We start from the raw sequence: 26,873 nt of genomic DNA on the forward strand, positions 1-26,873 counted from the left end.
CTTTTTTCAATAATGCTGATAGTAGCTAAACATCAATGGTGATTAATTCATTTACGCTCGATCTTTCACAAAGTTTAGGATGTTTTCAAAAGCGAGGCGGAAGTAGAGCTCATAGCTGTTTTTCTCTACATAGCCTAAATGCGGAGTAGCGGTGACGTTAGGCAGAGTCAATAGAGGCTCATTATCAGGAAGTGCTGGCTCGATATTAAATACATCGACCGCGGCTCGCTTGGTCGGAACCGATAATAATTCATTATACAGGGCTGAATCTGCTACGAGTTCGGCTCGGCTGATGTTTACAAATAACGAATCAGGCTTCATCCGTTTGAGATCGTCCGCGGTAACACAAAATCGGGTGACTTCATTGAGTCGTAAGTGAAGAGAAACGATATCCGAATCAACGAAGAATGCTTGTTTCGTTTCTGCCGCTTCGAAGCCATGTTCAATGGCGAGTTGGCGCGACTTCTCACTTCCCCATACCAGTACAGACATTTCAAACGCCTTGGCATACTGCGCAATGCGCTGCCCAATATTGCCATATCCCCAGATACCCAGCTTCAAACCTTTTAAGGTTCGACCTAAACCCAAACTGTCTGAACTTTGCCACACGTTATTGTGCAAGTTGCGTGTATAAGTCGGTATGTGCCTTGATGCGGCCATTATGAGCGCCCAGCAAAGCTCAGAGGGTGCAATAGGAGAACCTCTCCCTTCTATGACTTCAACACCGAACTTGGCGCATAAATTCGGGTCAATATGATTGCTGACTTTTCCGGTCTGGCTGATTAGCTTCAAATTGGGTAACTGCCTGAGCAGAGACGCTGTAATTACGGTACGCTCTCGAATAAGAACAATCGCCTCAACATCGATCAACTTTGCGACAAGATCCGACTCAGAATACGTCTGTGTTAAAACTGTCACTTCATGCTTAGCGAGTAAGGTAAAGCAATCCAACGCTTTAACCACATTTTGATAATCATCCAGTATGGCTATTTTCACTACTCGCTCCTTATTTTATTCAAGGCAATTGTTAGCCTATGGCCAGAACGGGTTATCTACTAATACTTAGTATTGTTAAGAATAAACAACCTTAAAATGCTCCAAGACCAAAAGCATATCTTCAGTTGGTTCAATGCCTAATTCTTCACATTCCAAAGAGAAGAATCGCCAGTGAGCTTCACGCCACCAAGCCAACGTTTTATCCCCTTCTCCTTCCGCAGCAGCAAACTCTTGCGTGACATCTTCATATCGGCATTTTTCAACCGACGTTATTTCCACGATGCATTTAGGCTCGCCTTGCCAGTTTGTTACCACCTGAAGATGTCCTGTTTCAGGCATAATTTCGCCTTTTTGGCTATACCAGTAATCCATGCTGCACGATGCCGTCTTTTCTCCCTTTAGAATCAAATCCGCACAGAGATTCGCGTTGTATTCATCCGCGCAAAAATAATCAGAACTAAAAGAGCTGTATTGCTGCGCAATGTCGACTGGCAAAGAGTTTAGGTACTGTTCCAGAAACAACTGGCTTCTGCTTTCCATAATTTACTGTACTCAAATAAAAAGAAGTGAAATAACTAGGATTAATTCTTAATCGACGTTTCTAATCATTAGGAAATTCTTGAGTTTTTGACCACGCACTTCAATCAGTTGCTCTTTCGCAACGGAGAATCCCATGCGTTCGTAAAATCGACGAGCTGTAATACTGACGTGAGAATAGAAGCGTTTGATATCTTTCTGTTTTCCCACACTAAAGACATGATTCATCAAAGCCTTACCAACCCCTATGCCCTGAAACTCATGATGGCAGAAAAAATGGTCTATCAATCCATCCAGTTGCAAGTCTGTATAACCGACGATGACACCATCTATCGTCGCAACAAACGGGTTCAATGCATCAACACGCTTCTGCCACACGTGGAGATCGAAATTATCTGGAGCCCATGCTTCGATTTGCGCCTGAGAATAGTCACGAACATTAATGTTGCGGATCGTATAGTGATGGATAGCCCAAAGAGTCGGAGCATCTTCTTCTCTGTAGTCCCGGATGGTAATCACATATTTCTCCATACTGTCAGTTTGTGTGAGACAAATGCATCACAGGTTCAATATGAGTCATTTTTTACGCTGTTTTTGCAGGGGTATATTGCATCAAATACTCGAATTCTGTTTCCCCTACTCGTTCAAATCCAAGTCTCGAATAGAGTCGTTGTGCCGGATTCGTTTTAATGACACTTAGACCAACCGTTGATCCTGATGAGTCGGCTTTATTGATCAGCGTTGAAATAAGACGATGAGCAATCCCTTTGCCTTGGTAATCGGGATGAAGTTGGATCTGAACCAGATACCATTCGTTGATTTCTGGGTTGAATTGGGCTTTAAACAAGCCAGAAGGAACATCATTAATAATGATAATTTCAGCTTGGTCAAAGGCGTAATGAACTCTTTCAAGATAAGCTTCTCTGCCAACAGGCATACCAACTTCTCTTAAGTACTGGCCCATAGTGGTTTCACGAAGCTCAATCAGGAATTCGACATCCGTTTTAACTGCTTTCCTCAATGAAAATTCCATTGTCCTTCCTCATGATCATTTTTAAAAAGGAACTAGCACTAATTCCTTGTATTTAACATACTAATAACACGACAAAAAATTTATACAAGTACAAATTTCAGGCATAAAAAAAGGAGAGCTAATGCTCTCCTTTTTCAAAACTTGACTGCTAATTAAAGAGCAGCTTTCGCTTTTTCAACTAAAACAGTAAATGCTGCTTTATCGAATACTGCGATGTCCGCAAGGATCTTACGATCGATCTCGATAGATGCTTTCTTAAGACCGTTGATGAAACGGCTGTAAGATAGACCATTTTGACGAGATGCCGCATTGATACGTGCAATCCATAGTTGACGGAATTGACGTTTCTTAGTACGACGGTCACGGTATGCGTATTGACCAGCTTTTGTAACAGCTTGGAAAGCTACGCGGTAAACACGTGAACGTGCTCCGTAGTAACCTTTAGCTTGTTTTAGAACTTTCTTATGACGTGCACGAGCTTGTACACCACGTTTTACGCGAGGCATTATGCTTCTCCTAAACTAAACGATAAATAAACTAAAAAGAATTAAGCGTATGGCAACATACGTAGTACTGCAGCCACTTCACACTTAGGAAGGATTGCATTTGGACGTAGTTGACGCTTGTTCTTAGTAGTACGCTTAGTCAGAATATGACGTTTAGTCGCGTGCTTGTATTTAATACCACCAGCAGTTTTCTTGAAACGCTTAGCAGCACCTTTGTTGTTTTTCATCTTAGGCATGATGAATAACTCCGCATTGTAGTAGTTTAATAAACAACGTAATTAGGGCGAATAAAACCCAGCCTAGTACCTTTACTTGAAAGGGACGCGGCTAGGTTCATTACTTGTAAGCCGTTAATTACTTCTTCTTAGGGGCAAGCACCATGATCATTTGGCGACCTTCAATTCTCGTTGGGAAAGATTCAACTACAGCTAGTTCTGCAGTGTCTTCTTTCAAACGATTAAGAACGTCAACACCGATCTCTTGGTGAGCCATTTCTCGGCCACGGAAGCGAATTGTTACCTTCACTTTGTTGCCTTCTTCAAGGAAACCGGTCAGGTTGCGTAGTTTTACCTGATAGTCTCCGATATCAGTCCCAGGACGGAATTTTACTTCCTTAATCTGGATCTGTTTTTGTTTCTTCTTCTGCTCTTTCGCAGCTTTACTCTTCTCGAAGAGGAACTTGCCATAGTCCATCACACGACAAACTGGTGGCTCGGCGTTAGGGCTGATCTCTACGAGATCCATACCAGCTTCTTCGGCAGCAGCTAGTGCTTCTTGGATTGACACAACGCCAACTGATTCACCATCAGCGCCTGTTAAACGAACTTCACGAACGCCACGAATTTCACCGTTTAAACGGTGCTGGTTTTGCTTGGCCGGAACTTGGCCACGTCTTCCGCCTTTAATAGTTTATTCCTCCAGATTAAGCTTACGGCTTTCAACTTCGGCGTAGATGTATGAAATAAAGTCATCCAACTTAAATTTGCCTAGGTCTTTGCCCTTACGAGTACGTACTGCAATTTCGCCAGCTTCCATTTCTTGGTCGCCACAAACAAGCATATACGGTACACGCTTCAAAGTGTGTTCGCGGATTTTAAAGCCAATCTTCTCATTTCTCAAGTCCGCTTTTGCTCTAATGCCACTTTTTTGTAGCTTTTGTGCTACTTCTTGAGCGTAATCAGCTTGTTTGTCAGTAATATTCATGACAACAGCCTGTTCTGGCGCCAACCAAGTCGGGAAGAAACCAGCATACTCTTCAATCAGAATACCGATGAAGCGCTCAAGAGAGCCTAAAATAGCGCGGTGAATCATTACTGGCACTAAACGCTCATTATTTTCACCTACATATGTCGCACCAAGGCGAGAAGGTAGGTTGAAATCAAGCTGAACAGTACCACACTGCCACGCGCGATCTAGACAGTCGTGTAACGTGAACTCAATTTTCGGTCCGTAGAACGCGCCTTCGCCTTCTTGAATCTCATAGGCAATGCCCATCGCTTCTAGTGAAAGTTTTAGCGCTTCTTCAGAGCGATCCCAGATTTCATCGCTACCTACACGCTGTTCAGGACGTGTAGAAAGTTTTACTGCAATGTTATCGAAGCCGAAAGTGGTGTATGTGTCATAAACCATCTTAATGCACGATGTAACTTCTTGCTGAATTTGTTCTTCGGTACAGAAGATGTGAGCATCATCCTGAGTGAAGCCACGAACACGCATAATACCGTGTAATGAACCAGATGGTTCGTTACGGTGACAAGAACCGAACTCAGCCATACGTAATGGCAAATCACGGTACGATTTCAAACCTTGGTTAAAGATTTGAACGTGACCAGGACAGTTCATTGGTTTAATCGCGTATTCACGGTTCTCAGAAGACGTTGTGAACATTGCGTCTGCGTATTTGTCCCAGTGACCAGAACGTTCCCAAAGAACGCGATCCATCATTAGTGGACCTTTCACTTCTTGATAGTCGTATTCAGTCAGCTTTTGACGAATGAATACTTCTAAATAACGGAATACTGACCAACCATTGTGGTGCCAGAACACCATACCCGGAGCTTCTTGCTGCATGTGGAACAGGTCAAGCTGCTTACCCAGTTTACGGTGGTCACGCTTCGCTGCTTCTTCAAGGCGAGTTAAGTGAGCCTTTAGTGCTTTCTTATCGTGGAAAGCTGTACCGTAGATACGTTGTAGCATCTTGTTGTCGCTGTTACCGCGCCAGTATGCGCCAGCAACGTTCAACAGTTTGAAGTGTTTACAGAAACCCATGTGCGGTACGTGCGGACCACGACACATGTCGATGTATTCTTCATGGTGGTAAAGACCTGGACGATCATCGCGAGATACGTTCTCATCTAAGATTTCCATCTTGTATGGTTCTTGACGGGATTCAAATGTATCGCGAGCTTCCTGCCAGCTAACGTTCTTTTTAACAACTTGATATTTGGTTTTCGCCAAATCTTGCATGCGAGCTTCGATCTTCTCTAAATCTTCTTGAGATAGAGGTTGTTCTACATCGATGTCGTAGTAGAAACCGTTATCGATCGTAGGACCAATTGCCATTTTTGCGTCTGGGTATAGCTGCTTCAGAGCATGACCAAGCAAGTGAGCACAAGAGTGACGAACAATTTCTAAACCATCAACTTCGTCTTTAACCGTGATGATTTCAAGGCTTGCATCGTTTTCGATCAAATCACAAGCATCAACACGAACACCATCAACGCGACCTGCAATCGTTGCTTTAGCAAGACCAGGGCCGATAGATAGAGCGACATCCATTGTAGAAATTGGGTTATCAAATTGACGTTGGCTACCGTCAGGAAGAGTAATAATAGGCATGAATTGTCCTTACAGTGGTGTTGCACACCAAGCAACACTTGTTTAAATATTGTGCTTAAAAATCAGAATGATAGAAAACAAGCACTCGATAAATCATTTCTTACTGTATTAACTCAAAGCGCAAATACGGATGCACTATCGTTAACACGAGCTGAGCATTCTAACGGATATGGGTGAAATCTCAAGCAATCATTGCGTTCAAGCCTGATTAGACTGTGTTTATTAAGACAATCAAAAAAAGAAACCCATGGTTTTCACCACGGGTTTACTCAATCAAGCTTTAGCAGCAGTCAATTAAGCTTCTTGGCTACGACGGCTGTGACCACGTTCACCACGGAAGTTACCACGGTTATCGCCACCACGGTTACGGTCGAAACGACGCTCACCGCCTTCACGGCTACCACCTTCGCGGTTACCACGGTAACCACCTTCACGGCGAGGTGCGCCGTCACGGTTGCCACGGAAGCCATCACGGTTACCACCTTCACGACGACCACGAGATTCACGGAAATCATCAAAATCACACACTACAGCGCCCACTTCTTTTTGACGGATACGCAGTTTACGTAGTTTGCCTGTCACTTCAGAAGACATAGTCTTAGGAAGCTGAACAAATGTATGACCTTGTGCAAGTTTAATTGCACCGATAGAACCTTTAGTTAGGCCTAGTTCGTTCGCAAGAGCACCAACGATGTCTTTAACTTGTACGCCTTGGTCACGACCAACCTGAAGTTGGTAAGTTTCCCAATCCGCGTTGTCACGGCTACCGAATTCACGACGGCCACCTTCGCTACGCTCACCGCGATCATCACGACGGTCACGACGACGTTGCTTATCACGCTCAACTGCTGCGATCATTGGATCTTCACCAGTGTAGAACAATGGACGTTTACCTTGTTGGCGTTTCAACAAGATTGCACATAGTGTTGCTGCATCCATTTCTAGAGACGCCTGTAGCTTCTCTACTAGTTCTGCAAACTTATCAAGAACTGTGTTGTTTTCTTTCTCAGCAGCTAACTCAGCAGCAAGTAGAGACAGACGCGCTTCTGCTACTTGATCACGGTGTGGAAGTTGAATTTCTTCCATTGACGAACGAGTAACGCGCTCAATAGTGCGAAGCATACGAAGTTGGTTAGTACGTACCAACAGGATCGCTTTACCTTTACGGCCAGCACGACCTGTACGACCGATACGGTGGATGTACGACTCAACATCGAATGGAATATCGTAGTTAAATACGTGAGTGATTCGTGGCACATCAAGACCACGTGCAACAACGTCAGTCGCAACAAGGATATCAATTACACCTTGTTTGATATGGTCAACAGTACGCTCACGTAGAGACTGAGGAATATCACCGTGCAATGCAGCAGCTTTAAAGCCACGAGAGCTTAACCAGTCTGCAAGACGCTCTGTATCTTGACGAGTACGAACGAACACGATTGATGCATCTGTTTCTTCAGTTTCTAGAAGACGAGACATTGCTTCGTCTTTCTCTACGCCTTTTACAACCCAGAATTGTTGTTCTACTTTCGCAACAGTTTGGTTTGAACCAGCAACGTCTACACGAGCAGGATCACGTAGGAAACGGTCAACAATAGTTTTAACCATTGGAGGCATAGTTGCAGAGAACAGTACGCGTTGCGCTGTCTCAGGAGCTTGCTCCATGATCCAAGTAACGTCGTCAACAAAGCCCATCTTCAACATTTCGTCAGCTTCATCAAGAACGAAAGTATGACATTCGTCTAGGTGTAGGCGCTCACGAGTGATCAAGTCTTTCACACGGCCAGGAGTACCAACAACAATGTGAGCACCTGAACGTAGAGAACGCATTTGATCAACGATAGAAGCACCACCGTAGATTTCTAGAACTTTAAGGCCAGTGATATTTTGACCTAAGTTTTTAATTTCAGCAGCAACCTGAATCGCCAGCTCACGAGTTGGAGCCATGATGATTGCTTGAGGTTTATGCTGAGATAAATCGATTTTGTTTAGTAGCGGTAACGAGAATGCAGCAGTTTTACCTGTACCCGTTTGCGCTTTACCTAGTGCGTCGCGACCTTCCAAAAGGAAAGGAATAGCAGCAGCTTGGATAGGAGTTGGAGAAACGAAGCCCATTGAGTTAAGGGCAGAAAGAACAGCACTATTAAGTGCTAAGTCACTGAATTGAATCACAGTATCAGACATGGGGATCCCACTAAAATAATAATTAACCAAGGTCCCATGTGCTCCACCATTTCCAACCAATCCTGCGATTGTCTGATTCCGTTCAGATACGGATAAGTTTTGTAACGCATCAAGCCACTAGGGACATATAAGGGAGGCGGATTATTCCCTAAAAGCATAAAAAAAGCTAGAAAAAATTGAAATTCATCACAATTTATTCTCTTAAAGGATAAAAAATCATCAAAGCCCGGTTCCAACCCTCTCATTAGTCAGTAATTTGCACTTACAAATGCACAAATAGCATTCATCAAATTGCCTGAGAAAGGTCTTCGTTGGGTAGTAATAATTGCCTGTAATGATTATAGTGTGCGCAATTCACTAAGCTAGAAATAGAAGACATGTTCCAAGACAACCCGTTACTTGCCCAACTAAAGCAACAAATTCAAGAAAACCTGCCAAAGAAAGAAGGTGTGATTAAAGCCACCGACAAAGGTTTTGGATTTTTAGAAGTCGATAGTAAAAACAGTTTCTTTATTCCGCCTCCGTACATGAAAAAATGTATGCACGGAGACAAAGTGATTGCCATTATCCGTACGGAAAAAGAGCGGGAAGTAGCCGAGCCACAAGAACTTGTCGAGCAGTCTCTTACACGCTTTATTGGTAGAGTTAAGTTATTCAAGGGAAAACTCAACGTTGCCCCTGATCACCCTCAACTTAAAAAATTGCCATTAAAAGCGAAAGTTAAGAAAGGCTTGAATCCCGAACACTTCCAAGAAGGTGACTGGGTAGTTGCCCATCTCGTTCGTCACCCTCTAAAAGGCGAAGATAACTTCCTTGCAGAAATCTCGGAAAAAATTACAGATTCTGACGATAAAATCGCACCTTGGTGGGTAACGTTGGCAGAAAACGATTTGCCCAATACTGAACCTGCGGGTATTGAAAACTGGCAACTTAAAGATGATGCTGAACTTGAGCGCTCAGATTTAACACATATCCCGTTTGTAACCATTGATGGCGCTTCGACTAAAGATATGGACGATGCGCTATACGCGAAAAAGCTCGATAACGGTAACTTTGAACTGGCGATTGCGATTGCTGACCCTACCGCCTACATCACACCAGATGATGAGATGGATAAAGTGGCTCGTGAACGTGGATTCACTATCTATCTACCGGGGCGTAACATTCCAATGTTGCCACGTGATTTAGCAGACGACTTATGTTCTCTGATCGAAAATCAAGTGCGCCCTGCTCTTTGCTGCACTGTAACAGTGGGCGCTGATGGAGTTATAGCTGACGATATTCGTTTCTTTGCCGCAAACATCCAGTCTCATGGCCGTCTGGTTTATGACCACGTTTCAGATTGGTTGGAAAATGGTGAGTCCACAGAGTGGCAGCCGAATGAAACGATAGCAGAAGTTGTTAAAACTCTGCACGAATTCTCTCAAGCTCGTGCAAACTGGCGTGAAAACAATGCTGTTGTATTCCCAGATCGCCCAGATTACCGTTTCGAACTGAGCGAAGATAACGACGTTATCGCTATTCATGCTGATATGCGCCGCACAGCAAACCGCCTTGTTGAAGAAGCAATGATCACAGCCAACATCTGTGCAGGTAAGATTCTTCAATCAACCTTTAATACCGGTGTATTTAACACCCACGCAGGCTTTAAAGCCGATAAAATGGCGGACGTGGTTGAACTAATGACATCGAATGGTGCGCAGTGCGATGCAGAAAGTTTAGCAACGCTTGAGGGTTTCGCTGCGTTGCGTCGTTGGTTGTGTGAGCAAGAAACTTCTTACTTAGATAACCGTATTCGTAAATGTCAAAGCTACAGTGAAATTGGTAACCAGCCACTCCCTCACTACGCTATGGGCTTAGACGTATACGCAACTTGGACATCACCAATTCGCAAGTACGGCGACATGATTAACCACCGTATGCTAAAAGCGCATATCTTGAGTAAAGAACCAGTTCAACAGCCGGATGAAACTGTGGGTGAAGAGCTCGCGCTTCACCGAAAACATCACAAGATTGCTGAACGCAACGTCGCTGATTGGTTGTACGCAAGAACACTCGCAGAAGAGCCAAGTAAGCAAACACTCTTTAATGCAGAGATCTTTGATATTAACCGCGCTGGTGCTCGTGTTCGTTTACTTGAAAATGGCGCAGCCGCGTTTATTCCAGCTTCATTGATCCTTGCAAATAAAGAACGTTTAGAATGCAACGGCGACCAAGGAATTATCACTATCGATAAAGAAGTGGTATATCGTTTGGGTGATACGCTTGAGGTTGTATTAGCCGATGTCAGTCAAGAAAACCGCAGCATTGTAGCCAAACCAACTCAAGTATTTTCAAGTGAACCGAAGCAAGAAGACGAAGCTCAAACTGAGAACACTCAGCAGGCGGAAATAAACCAAGAAGAGAATGCGGAACAATAAGTTTCGACTTCATCAGCTTTAAACATTAAAGGCATTCCATCGGAATGCCTTTTTCATTCATCACTACCGTTCTATTTACGACCAGAAATAAGATTTCGGATCTTTCTCAATTTCACGCATCACTGCGGTTAAATCGGAACTTTTGGATAGAAATGGGTAAGGAACCCACATTTCACTATTCTCTTCAAGAGTTGGAATATAAAGCTCCCAGTGACGTTTATCCGCATCCCAAATGATACGAGCAACTGGGCTCGAATACTCACTATGCACAGAGTCCAGCTTATAGTGTTGTTGTATGAACTGCACACCATTATCTATCGGTTCAAAACTCGATTTTCCTAAATCCACAGGAAGGCTGCGGTTGCGGCTATGGCACACAAGTTCTGCCCTGCGTTCAATTTGACGCTGTAACAAGTTTACGACCGTCATGACGTTGGATACCCCATTATCTTGTGACCGAATACAGCATTAAGAGTCAGTCACTCCAAGTCTCTTAAAGTTAACTCAGTATAACTCAATAGAGTCTGTTTATCCTTTGGTGGCCTTTTGCTGTGAAAACAACTTTTATGATGCGAACTAAACTAAACTTCAAAAGACGAACAAACACAACGTCACACTAGAGATCTTCCGCCAATATTTCTATGCGTATTATCAAACACTTTCATAAAACTGTCATTTATTCGCAATAAGATATTCCGCTGAATCTGTACTTATTTTTGCTTGGAGTTCCATTATGTTTCGAGTTGCGCTAGCCACTCTTTGCTCACTTTTTCTAGTAACCTCTTTCGCACATGCTAGCGAAATCAACGTTTCTGGATCGACCTCTGTTGCACGCATCATGGATGTGATTGCTGAAGAATATAACGCTAGCCATAAAGATACCTATATTGCGGTGCAAGGTGTGGGCTCTACCGCTGGTATTACTCTATTAAAGAAAGGTGTGGCCGACGTAGCGATGAGTTCTCGTTACCTTACAAATGATGAAGTAGAAGAGTCGCTGCAAACATTCATCATTGCATTTGATGGTCTGGCAGTAGTCGTTAACCAATCAAACCCGATCGGTAACTTAACTCGTGAGCAACTTTACGACATCTATAAAGGTAAGATCACTAACTGGAAACAAGTCGGTGGAAACGATCAAAAAATTGCGGTTGTAACACGCGAAGCGTCTTCGGGTTCACGTTTTAGTTTTGAGAGCTTGCTAGGGTTAACTAAAGTGATCAAGGACAGATTAGTCTCTGATATCAGCCCAAACAATCTTGTTGTTAATAGCAACAGTATGGTGAAAACGTTAGTAAATCATAACTCGCAAGCGATCGGTTTTATATCTACAGGTTCAGTTGACCGCTCTATAAAAGCAATCAAGTTTGAAGGTGTAGAAGCAACCGCAGAAAACATCGCTAACCATGAATACCAGTTATCACGTCCATTCTTGCTACTCCACTATCCAGAGAAAGATAAGCAAGAAACTAAAGAGCTGTTCAGATTTATTCAGTCAGACAGAGTGAAAAAATTAATTGAAGAGTATGGATATATTCCAACAGCAAAATACAAATAAGCATGATAAAAAAAGGAGAGCAGATGCTCTCCTTTTTAAATTAAATCAACACATTAAAAGTGTAATTGAATAACGGATGTTACGACACAGCCTGGTCGGCGAACACCTTCAATTTCAACTTTGATTTCACGCTCAATCTCTAAACCTTTCTTGATTGGCGTTACTTTTGACAGTGTGCTTACAGCTCTTACACGGCTATCCACTTTAATTGGATAAGGGAAACGCACTGAGTTTAAGCCAATGTTCACCATCATTTTCGCGGTCGGAAATAGCAACTTGTCTTCATCAACACTGTCCGTCAATTTTGGCAATAACGCTAATGTAAGAAAACCGTGTGCAATAGTGGTTTTAAATGGTGACTCTGCTTGAGCTCTTTCAGGATCCGTATGAATCCACTGCATATCTTCCGTAATTGCGCCAAACTGGTTGATTCTGTTCTGATCAACCAATAGCCAATCCCCTGTATGAATAACCTCACCTAACTTCGACTCAAGTTGGTTATACACAGCCTGAGCTTCTGGCTTTAATACGATAGGTTCAACAACAGGTACATCTTCATTTGCTGGCTGGTGAAAATCCTTCACCCATGAAAAAAGCTGGCGGCTATTGGTTTTATCCAATAACTCTCCCCAGTACTCACGCACTGTAGGAGACATCAATTGTTTAAACTCGTTATGCTTAACTAAGTTCTCAGCATGATGTTTAAAAATATCCGCAACTTTCATCAAAACCTCATTCTTAACTAAGAAGAAATACTAATTCGTTAATTTTGAAGCACTTCACAATAATCCGCAATAACTTTCGAGCGTACATGCGTATTCCGAACAGAGTGTTTTATATAAAATACAATGAGTTACAAAATAAAACATTATTTTATTAGGATCTATATCATTAGAATAATTGCTCAACTGATTAAAATTGGCACCTTTCCAATTTCTTTGTTTTTCAATCAGTAATATAACTTTAGTTAACTGGGCGAATATCAACCAAATAACATAAGAATTTTGTACAGAGACTCACATATTACGTGCCACATTTAGAATGGCACTTACGTCTATCAACCCTGCACCCCCTTCTAAAACTATACCCTCCCATTGCAGGCAGAAAGTATTGAACTAACACTCAGCATCCAACTAAGATACGTATTCCGTTCTTACTTGGAAAGCTGACATCAACGCCCGCAAAGCGTTAGCCTGTACGGCTAATCCTTCGCTAGCCATTGCTGTTTCTTCCGTACTTTGTAACACCCGATCTCCGGAATCTTTAATGCCAATCAGATTTTGACTTATTTCATCCGCAGTGACAGCTTGCTCTTCACTAGCGGCAGCAACCTGAGTATTGGATTCAGCAAGTTCAGTCAAAGCCGTGGCAATATGATTCAGTTGATCCCTTGCTTGTTGAATACAATCGGAAGTTTGATGCACTTTCTCATTACTATGATTCATAGCATTATGGGCGTGTTCTGAGCTCTTAACTAACATTTCAATCAAGTTGCCTATTTCGTTTGTAGCTTGTTGGCTGCGAGATGCAAGGGCTCGAACTTCATCAGCGACAACAGCGAACCCACGGCCTTGCTCCCCTGCTCGCGCAGATTCAATGGCGGCATTCAAAGCTAATAGGTTGGTCTGCTCCGATATTCCGTCTACGACTTTGACGAAATCTTGTATCTTTTGCGTGCTGTTTTTTAAATCAAGAATCATGTTCTGCGATTGGCTTGCTTGCTCCACCAGCATAACAGACAACTCTTGGCTCATATCGATCGTTGAGCACCCCTCTTTTACGTTCGTTTCCGCGCGAGAAGTGGCAAACGCAGCACTGTCAGCGTTACTCGCCACCTCTGTGATGGTAGCGGCCATTTCAGTCATTGCCGAAGCCACTTGTTCTGTGTTTTCTTGCTGAACTTGCATTGCCTGCCGATTGCTCTCAGCCACAGCAGATAGCTGTGTCACGGTAGCGGCAATGGCATCGGTTCGGCTCATCACTTCCCCGATCATCTTACTTAATGAACTGGCCATCACATTCATACTCGACATCAGTTGACCAATTTCATCATTCGATTTCACTTCGATTATTTGGTCAAAGTTACCTTGCGCCATACTCGCGGCAACATTTCTCGCCCGACTCATGGAACTGACAATTCTGCGACTAAATAGTATGCCAACAGTTAAACCAAAAATAATCGAGGCTATAGAAAGCGTCGCCATACCAATCAAGGCTTCGTGTTCCTCCTCTTCCGTCACCAATACAGCATTCTCTGTTGCATTTTCTAAACCAACCAAAAAATCGGCTAATTCTTCGTTGAGTAATTGCTGTGTCTGCTCAAATTGATGGACGGTAGAAGCCATTGCCGCATTGTCTTGTTTCTCTTCCAATGCATCCAATATAGAAAACAAAGTTTTCTCATAGCTTTTATGATGTTCTTCGAGCTGAGCCAAATTACTCGTTAATTGAGTAAGATGATTAATTTGCTTGGTTGTAACAGCGTGTGTTTTTGCTTCCATAAGAAGTGACTTAGCATCGACGATTTCCTCGTCAAAATACAATGATGATTGCCTGACTTGGGAGATAAACTTAGCCATAAATTGCTGGTTTTCTCCCGAAGGGATCTCCGCTAAGCGAAAGGCTTTTTCTAACAACACTGCTCCTTCCAACTGTTTTATGGTGATATTACTTGCCAGCTTTACCAAAGGTAAATTCTCATGGGCAATACCATCAATTTCTTTGGCAACACGTTCCATCTTTATTACTGCATAAGAAGAAACGATTAAGGTCAACGCCAGTAACGTGACGATTAACCCGATCAGTTTTTTTGTAATTGTTAGGTTTCTAAGCCAACTCATAGACGCCTCTTCATTGTTAGCAAACAAATTAAGAATAGCTGATACAAAAATTTAAGATAAAAATTGTAACAATATTAGATCTAACCCTCCTTCAACCTATGAATGAAGCATTCTTAAGCATTCCTTAAGAATTAGTGTTCAAACTGAGCCTTGATCGTTAACCGAGATTCTCAAGGAGAGAACATGACTACTAATACAATGATCCGTTCTGGCTTACTCGCAACACTGATGGCTACATCTTCGTTGGCAATGGCTTCTGACCCAATATGTACCAAAGAACCGGAATCCAAATGGATGTCGTTTGACCAAGCTAAACAGCAAGTTCAGGACATGGGCTACAAGATTAAAAAGTTCAAAAAAACCAGTACTGGCTGTTACGAGTTATATGGATATAACGCTGAAGGCAAAAAAACTGAAATCTATTTCAACCCAGTGGATATGAGTAAAGTGAAAGAGGAACAAGATGACTAAACCATACGTTTGGGACACTGTCGTTCGTCTCACACACTGGACCGTAGCCGCTATGTTCCTTGCGAACTACTTTGTCACAGAAGAAGGCAGTGAAACGCACGAATGGGTGGGATACATCGTTCTGGCAGCGATAGCAGTTCGCCTCTTATGGGGCTTTGTTGCTCGTTCTCCTGCACGTTTATCAGCATTCAAGCCGTCTGTGTCTCAAGCTGTAGAGCATTTGCAACAGGTCTTAAATACCAAGTCTGATGATCATCAGGGCCATAATCCTGCTGGCGCAGTAATGATTTGGGTAATGTGGACTCTTCTCATCCTTACAGGCTTATCCGGTTGGTCAACTCAGCTAGATATGTTTTGGGGAGAAGAATGGGTAGAGCAAATTCATGAGTTGTTTGCCAATCTCACCATGTTCGCTGTTGCGATTCATATCAGCGCGGTTATCTTTATGACTCACTGGACGAAACGCTCTTACGTGAAAAGTATGCTGTTTTCTCGACACTCTCGCTAACCAATTCATTTAATTAGATATTTAAAACAGCCTGTTTCTAGCTTACAGGCTGTTTTTCTTTCTTCTGAATAGAAAGAATGTAATTTAATTACACTAAACAAAAGTAAAAATTAAAAATCTCATCAAATGAATAAAAATAACAACAAGCAATATTGAACTACGTCATCCCAAGGAGTAAAGTGTGACATATATCTCGTTATTTTAACCATTTCAAAGGTGAGAACATGTTCGACAGAAAGAAAACGTTACTAAGCAACATTCGTGAATTAGGCAGTATCCTAGCTCTATTCTCAGTATCATCACTGGTAGTGCTATTGCTAAGCCAAACTTGGGTTAATTTCTAATTCTGAGTCAATCACAGCGACACTGAGAAAAATCGAGAGAACGAACTTTGGTTGTTACACAAACGCTGGTTCTAATGGAGAATTTTGATGGTTTGCTTAAGTTCAGATAACCCAAACAAGGTGTCATTTCACCGCTAGTGTTTCACCATGAGTGAAATGACACACTTATAAAACAGACAATCACTTATCAATAGCTGTCTATTTCCTTTCTTAAGATTGTTTCGCGTTCTTTTCTACGCTGTCCCACACACCAAGAATATACATAATTCCTAGCGCACGATCGTAAAGCCCGTAGCCCGGACGCGCCCACTGTTCTTCGCCCCAAATATGACGACCATGATCTGGACGCACATAACCTTCGTAACCATGTTTATGCAGAGTCTGAACGACTTTTACTGTATCCACGGATCCATCACAAGCCCGGTGTGAAGCTTCAATAAAATCACCGTTGTCATAACGTTTAACGTTACGAATGTGCATAAAATGAATACGGTCGTGGTACGCATCAATAATGTCAGGAATATCGTTATTTGACGAACCCAGAGAACCCGTGCACAAGCTCAAACCGTTGTATGGGCTTTGTACTAAATTAAGAAAACGACCAATATTCTCTTTATTAATGATCAAACGTGGAAGACCAAAAATTGGGAATGCAGGGTCGTCTGGGTGAATACCCATCTTGATACCCACTTCTTCACACACAGGAATAACTTGCTCTAAGAAGTATTGCAGGTTACGCCACAGATCTTCGGCCGTGAAATTCTCGTACAGCTTAAAGGTTTCCTTCAAGCGAGCTAAGCGCTCTGGCTCCCAACCTGGCATAGTCACATCAACGTTGGTCGACAATTTTTCAATCAATTCGATTGGATCGATATTTTCGATTTTGCTCTTTTCAAAGAAAAGCGCATTTGAACCATCTTCCATTTCTTTGTAAAGTTCGGTGCGAGTCCAGTCAAATACCGGCATAAAGTTGTAACACACCACTTTTACGCCCACTTTTGCCAGACGACGTAGCGTTTCTTTATAGTTCTCGATGTATTTATCACGTGTTGGCAAACCAAGTTTGATGTCTTCGTGAACGTTAACACTCTCAACAACATCAATATGAAAACCCGCCGCTTCGATGATCGCTTTTTCTGTCGCGATACGTTCTTCGCTCCATAACTCACCAGCGGCCATATCATGCAGTGACCAGACGATGCCTTCTACACCAGGGATCTGTTTAATGTTGCCGAGAGTAACTTTGTCGTTACCTTCTCCGTACCAACGGAATGTCATTTTCATCTATTATTTCCTCTGTGCTACGAAGCTGGCTACCGATGCTTTGGCACCGTTTGCAAACAGTGTTTCTAACGCGGATTGCAGCTCTACTCTAAATGTTTGATTAGTCGCTAGATCTTGTTCAAAGACACTGCGAAGAGATAAGAAGCCATCTAAGGCTTTTTCTAAATCTGAGCCAGCTTGCTGCCAAACTTGAGCAAGCTGCTGTTTGAGCGGATCTTGAACATCAATCTCCTGCCCTTGTTCATTCACACCGCTGACATAACGAATCCAGCCTGCCAACGCTAAGCATAAGCCTTTGATTGAAATTCCGTTGTTTAGTGAATAGCGAATGGTTTGTAAGAAACGTTGTGGGATCTTCTGCGTTCCGTCCATTGCAATCTGCCATGTACGGTGTTGCAGCCCTTTGTTCTCGTAACGCTCAATCAACTGGTCTTTGTACTTATCGAGGTCAATGCCTTCAATGCTTAACGATGGCGTAATTTCTTCGTCCATCAGATAGCGAACAAAGGTTTTAAAATTCGGGTCTTGAATAGTTTCCGCAATGGTTTCATAACCAGACAAATAACCAAGATAAGCCATCGTTGAATGGGTACCGTTAAGCAGGCGCAGTTTCATTTCTTCAAACGGCACCACGTTGTCCGTTACCTCAACATTGGCAATCGACGTCTTTTCCCACGCAGGGCGTTCATTGACAAATTTGTCTTCAATTACCCACTGTAAAAAAGGTTCGGTAATCACGCTGGCTTTGTCTTCTAAACCCAAGACTTTCTCAACACGAGCGATATCGTTTTCCGTGGTACGAGGAACAATGCGATCGACCATGGTACAAGGGAAAGTAATGTGCTCTTTAATCCATTGGTACAGCTCAGCATCCAGCTGCTTAGCAAACTGCAACACCACTTTTTCTAATACATGACCATTTTCAGGCAAGTTGTCACAAGTCAACGGTGTAAACGGTTGAATGCCTTTTAGGTAACGACAACGCATAGCTGAAACCAAAAATCCGATCGCAGACTTTGGTGTATCAATATTTTCTAAATCATGCTGAATCAGCGGATGTGAAAGGTCTAAATCACCCGTCGCTGGGTTGTGGCAATAGCCCTTTTCTGTGACGGTCAGCGAGACGATTTTCACCTCTGGATCACACATATAACTTAATACTTGCTCTGTCTGAGCTGACATCAACACAGTTTCAATAGAGCCAACAATGTTGATATCTAATTGATCGTTGTATCCGACACCGACCGAATAGAGGCTGTCTTGTGCGATCAACTCTTTCTGTAAACCAGCGTCGCTCCAAGTAACACCAACAATTTTCCAGTTACCGCCAATTTCTTTTATCACAGCATCTGTAATGAGTGCCTGATGAGCGCGGTGAAAAGCGCCAAAGCCCAAATGTACAATCCCTACTTTTGCATTCTTGTTATTTTCGTTGGGTTGAACTAGGGCATTAGCCGCAGATAAGTGAGCTTGACTTAATCTCATAATTATTAGAACCAAATGATGTTAGTAGACGCAAAACGAACTCGTTGCGTAGGAAATTTTGCGTGAGAAAGTGACTTATAGCGCAGGGAGATTTCCCCGCGCTATAGAGACATCTCTAATTACATAGATTGAATCTTGTCTAGAAGAGGTACTAGGTCTGGGTTTTCCTTACGGAATTTTTCATACACAGGCTTAACCGCTTCTTGGAACTTAGGAATATCACTTTCAACAAACGTTACGTTTTGATTAACCAGTTCCGCTTTCGCTTTTTCTACGTAGTTTGCCCAGTTAGTGTCTTGCTGCTTAACTGTCTCTTTCGCGATTTCACGAATTTTCGCTTGGTCTTCTGCAGATAGGCTATCCCATACACCCGTTGACACTACAAGTACGTCTGGAACCATAGTGTGCTTGTCGTAAGAGAATGTTTTCTTTACTTCGTAGTGACGAGAAGAGTAATAAGACGGGATGTTGTTCTCCGCACCATCCACAACACCTTGTTGCAACGCAGAGTAAAGCTCACCGTATGGTAGAGGAACCGGAGTACCGCCTAGCGCTTTGATAGTATCAATTGAAAGCGCTGAGTTTTGTACACGGATTTTTAAACCTTTCAAATCATCTGGAGTACGAATTGGTTTGTCAGTGTAGAAGCTACGTGCACCTGCATCTAGGAATGCAAGACCGATAAAACCAGAGTCTTTAGAAGACAGCAGGATCTGCTCACCAATTGGACCTTGAAGTACAGCATCATATTGTGCGCGGTCACGGTATAGGTAAGGTAGAGAAAGCAGTTTGTAATCTGATGCGAATGCTGTCAGTGGTGCCGCACTAACTTTAGTGAAACCGATAGTGCCACCTTGTACCATTTGCAGTAATTCAGTCTCATTACCTAAAGTACCGTTTGGATACACTTTCACGCGCATTTTCGTTTCTTTTGTCACTTTAGCTGCAAACCAATCCAAAGATGCGTGAACTGGATGCTCTGTTGGTAACGCATGAGCTAGCTTAACTGTAGCGGCATAAACGTTACCTGCCATCAGTGTAGAAAGAGTGCAAGCAAGTAAAAGTTTGTTTGTTGTTTTCATTTTATAGTCCTATCAATTATTGAGGTTTATAACCAGCTAGTTCCGGTAGCCATAATGAAAGTGAGGGGAACAAGGTCACTATCGTCAACGTGATAACCATGAGGACGAATAGCGGTGCCAATTTAGGAACAACAGCACCCAACTTGGAGCCAGTAACACTACAACCAACAAACAAGGCAGTGCCTACTGGTGGTGTACATATACCGATACATAAGTTGAATACTAAGATGATCCCAAAGTGAATTGGGTCAATACCAAGCGTGATAGCAATTGGTAAGAAAATAGGTGTAAAAATCAGTACTGCTGGCGTCATGTCCATGAAGGTGCCTACTACCAACAGAATCAGGTTCATCAAAAGAATAACCATGATTGGATTGGTTGAGGTTTCAAGTACAAACTCAGCAATGTAAGTAGGAATATCGGCGTTCGCCATCGCCCATGACATTGCAGAAGATGTCGCCACCATCAGCAATACGATAGAAGTAGTGATCACACTGTCCACAAGCACAGGGAACATGTCGCTCATTTTCAGTTCGCGATAAGCAAAACCAAGGATTAGAGCGTAGACAACCGCAATTGCAGATGCTTCAGTTGCCGTGAAGATACCGCCCAAGATACCACCCATGATGATGATAACCAGCGTTAAGCTTGGGATAGCATCCCAGATAACTTTGCGTTTCTTCTCTGTTGAAATAATTTTCTCGTGAGGAATGTTGTAACGTTTTCCGAGTAAAAAGATACCCAACATCACACTTAGACCCATTAAGATGCCCGGGATATAGCCAGCAATAAAAAGATACTGAACTGAAGTGCTACTTACCAAAGCAAACAAAATCAGAATGTTTGATGGCGGAATAAGCAAACCTGACGGACAAGATGCCACGTTAACCGCAGTTGAGAAATCCATTGGGTATTTGTGCTTCTCTTGCAGTGGCTTCATGATGCCGCCAACAGCAGCAGCAGACGCAGCCGCAGAGCCTGACAATGAACCGAACAACATGTTCGCCATAACGTTTACATGTGATAGCGAACCCGGCAAGCGGCCACCAAAGATCATTGCAAAGTTAATCAAACGAGACGCAAGGCCGCCGCGGTTCATTAAGTTCCCAGCCACTATAAAGAATGGCAGGGCGAGTAAACCGAAATTGTCTAACCCGTTGGCTAACTTCTGAGAAACAAGAATGGTCACCTGTTCAATTGGGAAATCGATGAAAACAGTCAGTAGCGCTGCAATACCGATAGCAAAGGCAATAGGCACACCAATAATCAGCAATACACCTAATACACCGAACAACACAGCCGCAGGAAAGAAGTCGTAAAATGCATCAGGAGCATTCGCTAGAAAGTCTTGTGAAAACAGTAAATCAATCAGAGTCATTTTGAATATCCTTCTGCTGCCACTCGCTCTTCTTTATTTACAAGCGAAAGAACTGAAGAAATAACGTCGACAGTACCGAAGTAAGAAATAATGTAGCCCGCCAGTGGTACAACAACATAAACATAACCAATCAATAGGTGGTGACCACCTATCACGATCCCAGGTGAAATCTGACCATGTTTAAGTGTGTTTGTGACCAGTGCAGTTCCGCCATAAATAAAGGTGACAGCAGCGAAAGCAATAATGATTAGGTTAATAATGATACCCAACACCAATTGCCCATTGTGGTTAAATCTTGGCGCCAAAAGTTCCAACGCTAAATGACGTTTTATTGCGAAGGTGTAAGCTCCACCTAAGACTCCAATCCAAATTAATAAATAACGTGACAGTTCATCAGTAAAGGCAGAAGGGTCTTGCAATACAAAGCGAGTAAATACTTGCCACACAACCGCAACAATCATTACGGTCATAAACATGCTCAAAACAACACGCAATAAGCTATTAATATATGAGTTGATAGACTTAATTATCATAGTAATTAATCTCTAATTAGTTTTTTGTGCCACCAGACAGAACAAATCGTCCATTACATTCCCATTCCGTTGGTGACGTTTCCCTGAACAACGTGTGTCGCTTGCAATCATCACAGTTCGTTATTCGTAAACTTAATCATCGGTTGTTCCGACAACGAAGTAATCCTACATTTGGTATAACAATAAAAAATTGGTCTAGATCATAAAACGAAACGGGCTTTCATTTTTTTACTTAAAGTATGATCACCTTTAAACTTTTGACAAAAACCACTCTAATTCCGTTTAAAAATCAATCAAAACTCTACTTAAATCGTGTTTATTTGGCTTTTATGAGTTTAATATCACACACAAATGGTAGAACACATAAGGACAACCTGTATGACATCTTTTCTTTCGGAGGATTTTTTACTCCACAGCGAATTTGCTAAACGCCTTTATCATGAAGTAGTAGCCGATTTGCCTATCATCGACTACCACTGCCACCTGCTACCACATCAGGTTTCTGAGGATTACAAGTTTCAAAACTTAACCGATATCTGGCTTCGCGGTGACCACTATAAATGGCGTGCAATGCGTATTAATGGTGTGGATGAGCGCTTCTGTACTGGTGATGCAACAGATAAAGAGAAGTTCTTGGCATTCGCACGTACGGTTCCCTATACAATTGGTAACCCAATTTATCACTGGGCTCATTTAGAGTTACGCCGTCCGTTTGGTATCTCTGGCATTGTATTAAATGAAGACACTGCCGAACGTGTGTGGAACGAAACCAATGAGATGCTAGCAACGCCTGAGTTTTCTGCTCGTTCGATCATGCAGAAAATGAATGTGGAAATGGTGGGTACAACCGATGATCCAATCGACGACCTCGCCGCACATAAAAAAGTGGCAGAAGACAAAGATTTCCCAGTGCAAATGCTTCCAAGCTGGCGACCAGACAAAGCATTCAACATCCATCAGGACACTTTCCCTGCTTATATAGAGGCGTTATCACAAGCAGCGGATGTTGAAATCTCTTGCTTTGCAGATTTGTGCTCTGCTTTAGATAAACGTCTACAACACTTTGCAGACCACGGCTGTTGTATATCAGACCACGCTCTAGATACGGTCTGCTACGAAGATTCAACCAAGCAAGAACTGGATGCGATCCTCAGCAAGCGTCTAAGCGGCGGAACAGTTTCCGAATTTGAAACCGCTCAATTCAAAACGGCAGTATTGGTATACCTAGGTAAAGAATACGCTAAACGTGGTTGGGTTCAGCAATACCATATTGGCGCTCTGCGTAATAACAACCAACGAATGTTCAAGCTTCTTGGTCCAGACGTTGGTTTCGACTCTATCCATGATGGTTTGGTTGCCTTGCCTTTATCACGTCTGCTTGATGCGCTTGACCGTGACAATGCATTACCAAAAACCATTCTTTACGGTCTAAACCCTCGTGACAACGAAGTTCTGGCAACCATGTGTGGCAACTTCCAGGACGGTAGTATTGCCGGCAAGATCCAATTTGGTTCTGGTTGGTGGTTCAACGACCAAAAAGACGGCATGGAACGTCAGATGACCCAACTAGCGCAATTAGGTCTGCTAAGCCGCTTCGTCGGAATGTTAACCGATAGCCGTAGCTTCTTGTCATACACCCGACACGAGTACTTCCGCCGCATCCTTTGTCAAATGATTGGTCAATGGGTTGAAGATGGTGAAGCACCAGCGGACTTCGAACTACTTAGCCGTATGGTTCGCGATATCTGTTATTACAACGCGAAAAACTATTTCGGTATTACTGCTAAATAATCTAACGCTCTGCGGCTGTTACTTATTGGAGAAGATCTACTGACAAAGAAGTTCTTCACCAAGCTTCAGCCGCAGCATATCGATAGGTAACTTTTATGAAACAGCTAAACCGAGATACCTTTCCCGGCCCTTCTTACCCAACCAAGATCATTCAATTTGGCGAAGGTAATTTTTTACGCGCATTTTTAGACTGGCAAATTGACCAACTCAACGAACACACGGATCTCAATGCTGGTGTCAGCATTATTCGCCCAATCGATACCGATTTCCCGTCAAGTCTCAACACTCAACAAGGTGTGTATACCACTTTGATTCGTGGTCTGGATGAAACAGGCCAGGCGCTCTCTCAATCCCGTGTCATCTACTCTGTGAACGAAGAGCTGTCTGCTTACCAAGATTTCCAAACCATTCTTGAACTTGCTCGTAACCCAGACATTCAATTTGTGTTCTCAAACACAACGGAAGCGGGGATTGCATTTGTGGAAAGCGATCAGCTTGATGATTTGCCACCAAGCAGCTATCCAGCCAAGCTGACGCGTATGCTGTGGGAACGCTACAACCACTTTGAAGCCGATGAAGACAAAGGTTGGGTCATTGTTCCTTGTGAACTCATCGATTACAACGGCGAATGCTTGAAAGAAATTATCGGGCGCTACATTGAGGCTTGGGCTCTTCCTGTTGAATTTAAACATTGGGTAGAAGCCGCAAATACTTTCTGCTCAACCTTGGTAGACCGCATCGTTACTGGCTATCCAAAAGATGAAGTGAACACGCTGGAGGCGGAGCTAGGCTACAAAGACACCTTTATGGTCAGTGCCGAGAACTTCTATCTGTTTGTTATTCAAGGTCCACAGTGGTTAAACCAAGCACTGTGTCTGGATCAGCTCAGTACAGAACACTCGCTCAACATTAAGATTGTCGATGACATCAAGCCATATAAAGAACGTAAAGTCGCGATTCTTAACGGTGCACATACCGCCCTAGTACCAGTGGCATTCCAATCTGGTATTGACACGGTTGGTGAGAGCATGGCTGACGAACAGATGGCAACTTATATCAAAGAGCTGATGTTCTCGGAGATCATCCCTACTCTTTCGTTGCCCAAAGATGAACTGCAAACTTTTGCTCAGGATGTGGAGTATCGCTTTAAGAACCCTTACATCAAGCACCTGCTGTTATCTATTTCGCTTAATGGTATGACAAAATTCAAAACCCGAATTTTGCCGCAGTTACTCGCATATCAACAAGAGACCGAGCATTTACCTCGTCACATGAGCTTTGCACTCGCAGCGTTAATTACCTTCTATCGCGGCGAACGTGAGAACGGAAACTACCCTATTAATGACGACCAACCATGGCTAGATTTCTTTGCTTCCGAGTGGCCTAAGGTGTCATCAGGAGAGCAAAGCTATGGCGCGTTAGTTGAAGCGGTGTTGGGTAATGCTGCGCACTGGGGACAAGACCTCAATCAGGTGCCGGGACTGACTGAATGCGTAACCGCGTACGTCGAACAAATTTGCCTAGTGGGCATGCGACGAGCGTTAAATCGCTGCTAAGGAAATAGCATGAACTCTCTTATCAAAATACATCCAGCCGATAATGTTGCAGTTGCACTAAAAGACTTAAGTGCTGGCACAACATTAGTTGTGGATGAGCAGGAAATAACGTTGCAAGAGGACATTCCTCAGGCACACAAAGTGGCGCTGCAAACTTTTGCTCAAAATGACCAGATAATTAAATATGGTTGCCCTATCGGACATGCGTTGCAAACCATAGAGCTAGGCCACCGCGTTTATCAGGACAACATTCGCACTAACTTGAGTGATTTAAACGAATACCAATACCAGCCTGAATTCCAAAACGTACATAGTGCATTGGAAGATAAGCCAGTAAATATCTACCGTCGATCAAACGGTGATGTCGGAATTCGCAACGAGCTGTGGATCATCCCAACCGTTGGCTGTGTAAACGCCATGGCGAACATGATGAAAAAGCAGTTTGAGTCTGAAGTCGACATGTCTACTATCGATGGCGTGCAAGTGTTTACTCACCAATACGGCTGTTCACAGCTAGGTGACGACCACAACAACACTAAGATTCTGCTGCAGAACTTGGTTAAGCATCCGAACTCTGGCGGTGTTTTAGTTGTGGGTTTAGGTTGTGAAAACAATCAAGTGAACGCGTTTAAAGACACACTCGGTGAATACGATGAACAGCGTGTTCAGTTCATGATCTGTCAAAAGCAGGACGATGAAGTGGAATACGGCGTTGAGCTGATGAAAATGCTGTATGACGTAATGTCTAAAGATCAGCGAGTTGCGGGCACCCTGAGCGAAGTTCGTTTTGGTTTAGAGTGTGGCGGATCTGATGGCTTCTCTGGCATCACTGCTAACCCTCTGCTTGGCCGTTTCTCGGATTACCTTGTCACACAAGGCGGCACCACAGTACTGACTGAAGTGCCAGAGATGTTTGGTGCAGAGCATATCCTGATGAGCCGCTGCGCAGATAGAAGCGTGTTCGACGATACAGTATCCATGATCAATAACTTCAAGCAGTATTTTATCGATCACAAACAACCTATTTATGAAAATCCATCTCCGGGTAACAAGGCAGGCGGTATTTCAACTTTAGAAGAGAAATCTTTAGGTTGTACGCAAAAAGCAGGCTCTAGCCAAGTAATGGACGTACTTAAGTACGGTGAACGATTAACCAAACCGGGTTTGAACCTGTTAAGCGCTCCAGGTAACGATGCAATTGCAACTTCTGCACTGGCAATGGCTGGCTGTCATATGGTGCTGTTCAGTACTGGTCGTGGCACACCTTATGGCGGCCCTGTACCAACATTGAAATTAGCCACCAACAGTGATTTAGCACGCCGCAAGCCACACTGGATTGACTTTAATGCCGGAACGCTAGTGGAAGGCATATCAATGGACACCTTGCTTGAAGAGTTTGTCGATAAGGTCGCCAGTTTCGTAAATGGTGAGCCAACGCGCAATGAAATCAATGAGTTCCGAGAAATTGCCATATTCAAAAGCGGCGTAACGCTTTAATAAGATGTGTTGAAAGACAACAAAGGCTA

The 26,873-nt window shown here is 43.1% G+C and carries 24 protein-coding genes; 7 read left to right on the forward strand and 17 right to left on the reverse strand.

Annotated features, from left to right (window positions below):
- Positions 1–51 precede the first annotated feature (51 nt).
- From ACRQQK_RS12030 to ACRQQK_RS12070, 9 genes are all read right to left on the reverse strand, one after another.
- Positions 52–996: a D-2-hydroxyacid dehydrogenase family protein gene (locus ACRQQK_RS12030; RefSeq protein ID WP_457511702.1), complete on the reverse strand. Its 945-nt coding sequence runs from the start codon at positions 994–996 to the stop codon at positions 52–54.
- A 75-nt stretch (positions 997–1,071) separates the two neighbouring features.
- The gene (locus ACRQQK_RS12035) at positions 1,072–1,536 is read right to left on the reverse strand and encodes an ASCH domain-containing protein (protein WP_457511704.1); all 465 of its coding nucleotides are present in this window, start codon (positions 1,534–1,536) and stop codon (positions 1,072–1,074) included.
- A 48-nt stretch (positions 1,537–1,584) separates the two neighbouring features.
- Positions 1,585–2,052 carry an N-acetyltransferase family protein gene (locus ACRQQK_RS12040; protein WP_457511706.1) on the reverse strand — a complete coding sequence of 156 codons (468 nt, stop codon included), beginning with the start codon at positions 2,050–2,052 and terminating at the stop codon, positions 1,585–1,587.
- Positions 2,053–2,116: 64 nt separating this feature from the next.
- On the reverse strand, positions 2,117–2,566 hold the full coding sequence (locus ACRQQK_RS12045) for a GNAT family N-acetyltransferase (protein ID WP_457511708.1): 450 nt from the start codon (positions 2,564–2,566) through the stop codon (positions 2,117–2,119).
- 152 nt (positions 2,567–2,718) lie between these two features.
- A complete protein-coding gene (rplT, locus tag ACRQQK_RS12050; RefSeq protein WP_042485688.1) occupies positions 2,719–3,072 on the reverse strand; it encodes a 50S ribosomal protein L20 in 354 nt (117 codons plus the stop codon).
- A gap of 41 nt (positions 3,073–3,113) precedes the next feature.
- Complete coding sequence (gene rpmI / locus ACRQQK_RS12055) at positions 3,114–3,308, reverse strand: 50S ribosomal protein L35 (RefSeq protein WP_042485685.1); 195 nt, start codon at positions 3,306–3,308, stop codon at positions 3,114–3,116.
- A 118-nt stretch (positions 3,309–3,426) separates the two neighbouring features.
- A complete protein-coding gene (infC, locus tag ACRQQK_RS12060) occupies positions 3,427–3,978 on the reverse strand; it encodes a translation initiation factor IF-3 (protein ID WP_167410682.1) in 552 nt (183 codons plus the stop codon).
- Positions 3,979–3,981: 3 nt separating this feature from the next.
- Positions 3,982–5,910, reverse strand: coding sequence for a threonine--tRNA ligase (thrS, locus tag ACRQQK_RS12065; RefSeq protein WP_457511710.1), 1,929 nt, complete (start codon positions 5,908–5,910; stop codon positions 3,982–3,984).
- 294 nt (positions 5,911–6,204) lie between these two features.
- Positions 6,205–8,097 (reverse strand): DEAD/DEAH box helicase, encoded by a 1,893-nt coding sequence (locus tag ACRQQK_RS12070; RefSeq protein ID WP_457511712.1) that lies wholly within the window; start codon positions 8,095–8,097, stop codon positions 6,205–6,207.
- A gap of 377 nt (positions 8,098–8,474) precedes the next feature.
- Between ACRQQK_RS12070 and rnb the strand changes: the two genes are divergently transcribed.
- Entirely contained in the window at positions 8,475–10,517 is a 2,043-nt protein-coding gene (gene rnb, locus ACRQQK_RS12075; protein WP_457511714.1) for an exoribonuclease II, read from the forward strand.
- Positions 10,518–10,592: 75 nt separating this feature from the next.
- Here rnb and ACRQQK_RS12080 read toward each other — a convergent pair whose 3' ends face one another.
- The gene (locus tag ACRQQK_RS12080; RefSeq protein ID WP_457511716.1) at positions 10,593–10,946 is read right to left on the reverse strand and encodes a DUF3024 domain-containing protein; all 354 of its coding nucleotides are present in this window, start codon (positions 10,944–10,946) and stop codon (positions 10,593–10,595) included.
- 304 nt (positions 10,947–11,250) lie between these two features.
- Here ACRQQK_RS12080 and ACRQQK_RS12085 point away from each other — a divergent pair, with 304 nt between their 5' ends.
- A complete protein-coding gene (locus tag ACRQQK_RS12085; protein WP_457511718.1) occupies positions 11,251–12,075 on the forward strand; it encodes a phosphate ABC transporter substrate-binding protein in 825 nt (274 codons plus the stop codon).
- Between the two features lie 53 nt (positions 12,076–12,128).
- On the opposite strand, the gene ACRQQK_RS12090 is transcribed toward ACRQQK_RS12085, so the two are convergent.
- Together ACRQQK_RS12090 and ACRQQK_RS12095 are read right to left on the reverse strand one after the other, a co-directional pair.
- Positions 12,129–12,800 (reverse strand): MaoC family dehydratase, encoded by a 672-nt coding sequence (locus ACRQQK_RS12090; protein ID WP_457511720.1) that lies wholly within the window; start codon positions 12,798–12,800, stop codon positions 12,129–12,131.
- Positions 12,801–13,208: 408 nt separating this feature from the next.
- Positions 13,209–14,915, reverse strand: a complete 1,707-nt coding sequence (locus tag ACRQQK_RS12095; protein WP_457511722.1) for a HAMP domain-containing methyl-accepting chemotaxis protein — start codon at positions 14,913–14,915, stop codon at positions 13,209–13,211.
- A gap of 198 nt (positions 14,916–15,113) precedes the next feature.
- Between ACRQQK_RS12095 and ACRQQK_RS12100 the strand changes: the two genes are divergently transcribed.
- Together ACRQQK_RS12100 and ACRQQK_RS12105 are read left to right on the forward strand one after the other, a co-directional pair.
- The gene (locus tag ACRQQK_RS12100; protein ID WP_457512362.1) at positions 15,114–15,386 is read left to right on the forward strand and encodes a PepSY domain-containing protein; all 273 of its coding nucleotides are present in this window, start codon (positions 15,114–15,116) and stop codon (positions 15,384–15,386) included.
- On the forward strand, positions 15,379–15,894 hold the full coding sequence (locus ACRQQK_RS12105; protein WP_457511724.1) for a cytochrome b/b6 domain-containing protein: 516 nt from the start codon (positions 15,379–15,381) through the stop codon (positions 15,892–15,894). Before ACRQQK_RS12100 ends, ACRQQK_RS12105 begins: the two co-directional genes overlap by 8 nt.
- 554 nt (positions 15,895–16,448) lie before the next feature.
- Here ACRQQK_RS12105 and uxuA read toward each other — a convergent pair.
- The 5 genes from uxuA to ACRQQK_RS12130 all read right to left on the reverse strand — a co-directional run bounded on the left by uxuA (position 16,449) and on the right by ACRQQK_RS12130 (position 21,937).
- Positions 16,449–17,522, reverse strand: a complete 1,074-nt coding sequence (uxuA, locus tag ACRQQK_RS12110) for a mannonate dehydratase (RefSeq protein ID WP_457511726.1) — start codon at positions 17,520–17,522, stop codon at positions 16,449–16,451.
- A gap of 3 nt (positions 17,523–17,525) precedes the next feature.
- Positions 17,526–19,007, reverse strand: coding sequence for a mannitol dehydrogenase family protein (locus ACRQQK_RS12115; protein ID WP_457511728.1), 1,482 nt, complete (start codon positions 19,005–19,007; stop codon positions 17,526–17,528).
- Positions 19,008–19,126: 119 nt separating this feature from the next.
- Positions 19,127–20,089, reverse strand: coding sequence for a TRAP transporter substrate-binding protein (locus tag ACRQQK_RS12120; protein WP_457511730.1), 963 nt, complete (start codon positions 20,087–20,089; stop codon positions 19,127–19,129).
- Between the two features lie 16 nt (positions 20,090–20,105).
- Positions 20,106–21,467, reverse strand: a complete 1,362-nt coding sequence (locus ACRQQK_RS12125; RefSeq protein ID WP_457511732.1) for a TRAP transporter large permease — start codon at positions 21,465–21,467, stop codon at positions 20,106–20,108.
- Entirely contained in the window at positions 21,464–21,937 is a 474-nt protein-coding gene (locus tag ACRQQK_RS12130; protein WP_457511734.1) for a TRAP transporter small permease, read from the reverse strand. Before ACRQQK_RS12130 ends, ACRQQK_RS12125 begins: the two co-directional genes overlap by 4 nt.
- A 441-nt stretch (positions 21,938–22,378) precedes the next feature.
- On the opposite strand from ACRQQK_RS12130, the gene uxaC reads away from it, so the two are divergent.
- The 3 genes from uxaC to ACRQQK_RS12145 all read left to right on the forward strand — a co-directional run bounded on the left by uxaC (position 22,379) and on the right by ACRQQK_RS12145 (position 26,844).
- Positions 22,379–23,791, forward strand: coding sequence for a glucuronate isomerase (uxaC, locus tag ACRQQK_RS12135; protein ID WP_457511736.1), 1,413 nt, complete (start codon positions 22,379–22,381; stop codon positions 23,789–23,791).
- A gap of 95 nt (positions 23,792–23,886) precedes the next feature.
- On the forward strand, positions 23,887–25,347 hold the full coding sequence (locus tag ACRQQK_RS12140) for a tagaturonate reductase (RefSeq protein WP_457511738.1): 1,461 nt from the start codon (positions 23,887–23,889) through the stop codon (positions 25,345–25,347).
- A 9-nt stretch (positions 25,348–25,356) separates the two neighbouring features.
- Positions 25,357–26,844, forward strand: coding sequence for a UxaA family hydrolase (locus ACRQQK_RS12145; protein ID WP_457511740.1), 1,488 nt, complete (start codon positions 25,357–25,359; stop codon positions 26,842–26,844).
- Positions 26,845–26,873 lie beyond the last annotated feature (29 nt).

The organism is Vibrio sp. C8 (assembly GCF_054051265.1).